Here is a 5,800-nt window from a genome sequence, read left to right as displayed (position 1 = left end):
GGACGCGGCTTCTTCTTCCCCATGCTCTCCATCATGGACATCCTTCCGGGGACGAGCCCCTGATCTCAGATGTCCGTCAAACCGGATCAAGCCCACCCTCCGAGCGGAGTCGTCCACGATCGCACGAGTCGAAACACCTCAAGAGCAACGCTCGCAATGCTCACCGCCCCGCACGCCAAGGCCTGACATCCGGATCCATGCCGCCAATCCCCGGCGACACCGCGATAAGGGCCAACGGCGACAGCAGCCCCCAACTCAACGGCAACAGCGGCCTTCAGACGGTCATCAGGGCGCGGGCGCGGTCGTCGCCCTGGCAACACCCCGGCACCCGGCTACGGCAGTTTCATGGACCGCACAAGCGAGATCCTTTGCCCTGATCCACGCCATTGGCCGCAGAGCGATCTGCAACGGACAACACCAGGGAAGCCCCACCTGTCGTCCAGCAGCGTGGCGAGTAGGCGATGATCGGGCGGACGCTTGATGCTTGCCCGTCGGCCGGATAGATCCCATAGGCGAAGCACCACACCGAGCCTCCCGCCGCCCCTTGACCACACAGCCGATCAAGTAGGGACGGCGGGCACCCTCCCCAAACAACCAACAGGCGCCTGCCGACACCAGCACCCTCACATCAACCTTTACGTTTCCCCATCTTGATCACCTCGGTCAGCCGGAGTTCCAGGCTCGCCAACACCGGATCTCTCTGCTGTACCGATCCGGACCCCGCCTCGCGAGCAGCCCCAGCCGACGGCCCGATGTCGTAAGTCACGACAGCGCCAGGACGCACCACAACATCCCCGTTCACATGCCTGCCGCTGCCTTGCGCGGCCTGCACATCCCTGAGCAGACGCCCCCAGGTTCCGTCCGCCGCCCAGCGGCGCTGCCGTTTGTAGACCGTGATCCAGCATCCGAACCGATCCGGGAGGCTGCGCCAAGGCGACCCGGTTCGCGCCTGGTACAGCACCCCGTTGATCAGCGTTCGCTGGTCTCCGTGCCGCCGGCGTCCAACGTCGCCGTCAGGCAGCAACGGCACCAGCCGTTCCCACTCCGCATTCGTCAGGTCCGTATGGCGCATGTATCCCTATCCTCGACGGCTTTCTGCTTCCACCCTCATCACCAGGACAATAAGGACGGCCATCGCAAGCTCCTTCGAATAGCAACGATTCAAGGGGTGAAGGAGGCTTGCAATGGCCGCAGGAACCAGTGTGCCTTCTCCGTCATGGCCAGCGCAGCAGATCGGCAAGGATTGGCCAAAATTTTCGAGCACCCGTGATGAGGACATAGGCCATCAACGACTTTTCCTCATGACTACCGTCTTGCACCCAACCGTAACCTGTAACACGAACAGCCACCATTTTAGAGATGAAGGACAATCCGGCCAATGTCCTTTGAGTAGCCAAGCGAGCCTCGGACATGCATCTGTCCCGGCGCCACCCGTCAGTCTTCCTTGGCGGACGGACGGGTGCAGTTGCAGGCTTCTGTGTGCTGCCAGCCATCGAGAAGATTAAGGGGCCGCGGTCCGTTCTTGCCGCCGACCTCTCGCCCCACGAGATCTATTCGTAAGAAAGAAAAGCGTGGTCCCGTGTCTTCCCGGATGCGCGGGACCACGCCTCGGTGAGTGTGTTGGCCAGCCGACGTCCATTACGGCCTCAACTCCTGCTGTTAGGCTCTCATGGCCGCCTCATGTGTTTCTCCTTTTCGACGCTACCGGAGGAAGGTTCCTTTTGGGTGCCACGCGTTAATACGTCCGTCGAGGTCCTGGATGAAATGATTCACATTGGGATCCGCCTCCAAGCCGCATCCGTGATGATGAGATGGTCGAGGAGACGCAGCCCCACTGTCCGGGCGGCCTCGGCGAGGCGGGCGGTGACTTCCAGATCGGCCTCGCTGGGATCGAGTGAGCCTCCAGGGTGATTGTGGGCAACGCCGAACATGGCGCCACCGGTGGTGAGCACAAGGGAGATCGTCTCCCGCACAGGCACCGTCGTGTGATCGGCGCCGCCCTCTGTCAGCACCGAACGTTTCAGCACACCACCGCGCGTATCGCACACCACCACGACGAAGCGTTCATGCCCGAGGCCACGCAGTAAGGGGGCACAGACCGTCGCCAGGTCGGATGTGCTGGCGATGCGCATCCGCGCAGGTTCCGACGCCGCACGCCGTACGAGATGAAAGGCCGCCGCCACGCGCGCGGCCTTGGCCGGCCCTATGCCTCGCAGTCTGAGCAGCCGGTGCGGATCAGCGCGCCCGAGCGCATCGAGATCGCCGCAGTGTTCGATGACTTGACTGGCCAGTTCCAGCGCGCTCGCCCCGCGGAAGCCGGAGCCGAGCAGAACGGCCAGCAACTCCCGGTCGGCTAGCACCGCCGCGCCGCTCGACATGAGCCTTTCTCGCGGCCGATCGCGCTCGTACAGATCTTTGACTCGCATTCGCAACCTCCGCACCCGTTCTATCAACGAGGACCGACAATCTCAGGCGCCGAATTCCAGGCCCATAAAGGAGGCAGTGGGCGGATATATCGCGCTTGAGCTACGTCAATGGCAACCGTAAGCCGCGAATGCGACGAGTGATCGTCTTTACAACGCCGTGACGCGCTTCAAACCAGCAGGCGAGTGATCTTGCGGGCCTGATGGGAGGGCTGTTCTTCAGCCGTCGTATGGCCGCCGGTCGAAACACGCGGTATTCCAGCGTCGATGTTGGCCCGGTTGACAGGGGTCGGTGCTCAAGAGGCTCGCCGGGGCACTCGGCAGCGCCGCTTGCGATCTGCCGCATGCTCTCGACCGCTCTTGTTTGCCCGGAAGGGCGACAGAATGCTCGGGCATTGGATGCCATGCTAGAAGAATCGAGCCGGTATCCGGATTGGCGCTCTTTCGTCATCCACGCCCGTGGTTCCAGGGGCTATATTGGCTGCTTCGTTGAAGACTCGCTCGCCGAAGCAGGACTTATCGCGCTAATTCCGATACGGGGCGGCGAGGTTCATAGCGTCGATTCAGAGATCCCGCCGAGCGCGCGCCATACGGATCATCCCGAGGCTTCATCCCGGGCATATTCGCCCTGCTGTCGGCATTGGGACGTATCGCCGCCTCGAGTCGTGCTTCCGTAGTCCTATGTCGTTGACCGCCTCCTTGCGGTCTTCGAGGCCATCACATCGTCGGCCAGAGTCAGCTCGTGCAGCTCACATCCGGGCTTTCAGCACGTCGACCTCGCAGCCCGGCGCAAACGGGTCGAAGCCATGCTCGATCAGCCATCTGATCGCCAGCAAGCTTCGCGAGGACCACCAGCCGCGGATCACCTCGAGGTCGACGTCGGCCCCGTAGCCGGCGATCAGATCGCCCAGGCGCTCCTCATGTCCGAGCGTCAAGATGGCGAGGTCGAACAGCGCATCGCCCTGGCCCGCCTCGGACCAGTCGATCACGCCAGTGACCTCGTCGCCGTCGAGGAACACGTGCGTGATCTGAAGATCGCCGTGCGTGAACACCGGTTTCCATGGCCGGAGTGCAGCCGCGGCAACCTCGCGATTGCGCGTGACCAGATCGGTCGGAAGGACGCCATTCGTGACGAGCCACTCGCATTCGGCGTCGAGACGCGATGTGACCGCGTCCAGGCTCTGACCAGGCCATGGTGGCAGGGGCGCGTCGTGCAGCATCCGCACGGCGGCACCCACCGCGGCCCATGCCGCCGTCGACGCGACGGACGGCTCGCCCAGACAGCCGAGTGCCGTCCCCGGAACAGCGGCGAGCGCGAGCACGGGCGGTTTGCGCCACAGAACCTCGGGAGTCGGGATCGGCGCCATGGCCATGGCTTCGACCTCGACGTCAGTGCGCGTCTGATCGGCGTCGATCTTCAGAAACACGTCCCCGGCACGCAGGGTCGCGCGCTCGCTATGCGCTACGACGACCTCGATCTCCTCCACGTCGGCCATTATCGCGAGAATGACCGCCGACGTCGCCAGGTTATTCGCGCGCGGCTGATCGCGTCCCAATGCCCGGGAACTGTGGAGGACACGGACCATTGACGGACCAAGCAGCGAGGAGTTCCTCGCCCGCAGGCGCAAGCCGCCATCAACGACGGATGGCCGGATTTGATCCAGGAACAGTGAGCATGTGCAGTGGCGCGGAGGCCCGTCACCAATGTTGATCACAAGCAGGCGAGACTCATGATCCGCAGCTCAGGTTACAGCGGGCTCTTGACGTGGTCTGATGTGATCCTCACGCCAAAACCGTAGGTGATTCGCGGCCGGAAGAGAATCGTTGTGAGGCGACGAAGTACCGAAGCATCGGAGCCTCATGGCGCGAAGTCCTCATGAGGCACGAGGGCGATGGGGCGGGGCGAGTCTTACCGCGCCCTGCGGCCGATTAGTAGGCGGATGGCGATCCGGCCTGCGGTCCTTCGGTTCCTTGAGGTGTCGCTTCCCAGGGGGCCTTTGTGTGGGTACGTGCGGCTCCAGGCGGCGAGGTGCGGCGCCACCCGGAGCCCTGAACTGGTCAGACGGGCATGCTGTACATCACTCTGAAGCGATCGCCGGGAATGACAATGTCGCTCGTTTCGACAGGACGTTCGCCGGCCCAGTGCGTACGTTCGACATGCAGAACGTGAACCCCTGCCGCCAGATCGAGCGCATCGCTCTCGGCCGGTTGAGGCACCCGGGTGTGGATGCTCTCGACAACCTCGGTGATCTTTATGCCGTGCGCGTACATTCTCGCGACCAAGCTACGGCGTTCCTCCTCAGTGTGGGCGACGAACGCCATCGGCTCGTAGGCGGTGACAAGTTGGATCGGCTTGCCGTCGCCGCGAAAGACGTAGTGCGTTCTGGTCAGCGTGGAATGTTCGTCGATGCGTAGACGTCTGGCGATGTCGGGGCTGGCGTCGGCAGGTTCGCTGTGCCAATCCCACGTCACACGCCTGCCTTGGGACTGCAGGTCGGACGCGAACGGCGCAGGATGGTCCAAGAAGCGCCATCGATGCAAGGGGGTCAAATTTGGACGATCCCTGACGTAATGGCCTGAACCAACACGGCCGATGATGAGACCCTCGCCCGCAAGGACGCGTAGAGCGTGACGGGCAGCGGTCTCACCGACCTGATACTTACGGGTCAGTTGCGCCCGTGAGGGAATGGGCGCGCCTGGGGGGAGGGTGCCGTCGAGGATCTGCCGCCGGATGTCTTCGACGACACGCAGGTAGACCGGATCTGAGGTGGCCACTAGTCCATCCCTGGGGGTTCGTGTGAGGCGTTGCCCCATGTTGCCGTATTCGACAGGTAACCGACCGTCATCGATGCCTGCTGGAGCCCCAACTTTGCGATGGCGAAAAATTATCGGAGAAACCCTGTAACGCTGATGTAAGGGACACCGATTCTCCGGTAGAGGTCGTCGATGTGTGTACCCCCGAGCACATATCGGCGGCCTCTTCCAATGCGGGCCCTCAGATGCAGCCGTCGAGGCATGCTTGCGCAGCTCATTCAGTACGTCGAGCTCCGCTTCCTGTCTTCTCATGGTATGTCCCACCCAACTCGCCGGATGGACGGCTGGGGACGCGCAACAGCGGAGTACTGAGAGAAGAACCTGTCGGATGGGAACGGAAACAGCACCCAGTTGCCCTGTCCCTGCCCGCGACCACGAGACGGCCACAGCCACGCGTGCCCGCAAACGCGGAGAGTGACGGCTGAACAGGCGCACGTGATCGGCCCGGCAGGAGTCCCAGCTGTGGTGGTGCTCAGCGGCCGAGAGAGCAGCTGAGGACAGTGCTCACACCCGTAGGGTCATCGGTGCCCGCCCGGCCGTCAGCGCCGGCCGCCGGCACCCGC

General features: G+C 63.4%; 4 protein-coding genes. All 4 read right to left on the bottom strand.

Annotated features, from left to right (window positions below; translation table 11 throughout):
• Positions 1 to 628 precede the first annotated feature (628 nt).
• A complete protein-coding gene (locus AB0J46_RS51385; protein ID WP_364344659.1) occupies positions 629 to 1,072 on the bottom strand; it encodes a transposase in 444 nt (147 codons plus the stop codon).
• Positions 1,073 to 1,769: 697 nt separating this feature from the next.
• The gene (gene radC / locus AB0J46_RS51380; protein WP_364344656.1) at positions 1,770 to 2,426 is read right to left on the bottom strand and encodes a DNA repair protein RadC; all 657 of its coding nucleotides are present in this window, start codon (positions 2,424 to 2,426) and stop codon (positions 1,770 to 1,772) included.
• A gap of 746 nt (positions 2,427 to 3,172) precedes the next feature.
• Positions 3,173 to 3,919 carry a phosphotransferase gene (locus AB0J46_RS51375; protein ID WP_364344653.1) on the bottom strand — a complete coding sequence of 249 codons (747 nt, stop codon included), beginning with the start codon at positions 3,917 to 3,919 and terminating at the stop codon, positions 3,173 to 3,175.
• Positions 3,920 to 4,481: 562 nt separating this feature from the next.
• Positions 4,482 to 5,198: a GntR family transcriptional regulator gene (locus tag AB0J46_RS51370; RefSeq protein WP_352320788.1), complete on the bottom strand. Its 717-nt coding sequence runs from the start codon at positions 5,196 to 5,198 to the stop codon at positions 4,482 to 4,484.
• Positions 5,199 to 5,800 lie beyond the last annotated feature (602 nt).

The sequence above is a fragment of the Nonomuraea sp. NPDC049758 genome, assembly GCF_040674635.1.
Lineage (GTDB): Bacteria > Actinomycetota > Actinomycetes > Streptosporangiales > Streptosporangiaceae > Nonomuraea.
The sequence above is the reverse complement of the archived record's forward strand: the minus strand, read 5'-3'. Positions and strand labels throughout refer to the sequence as shown.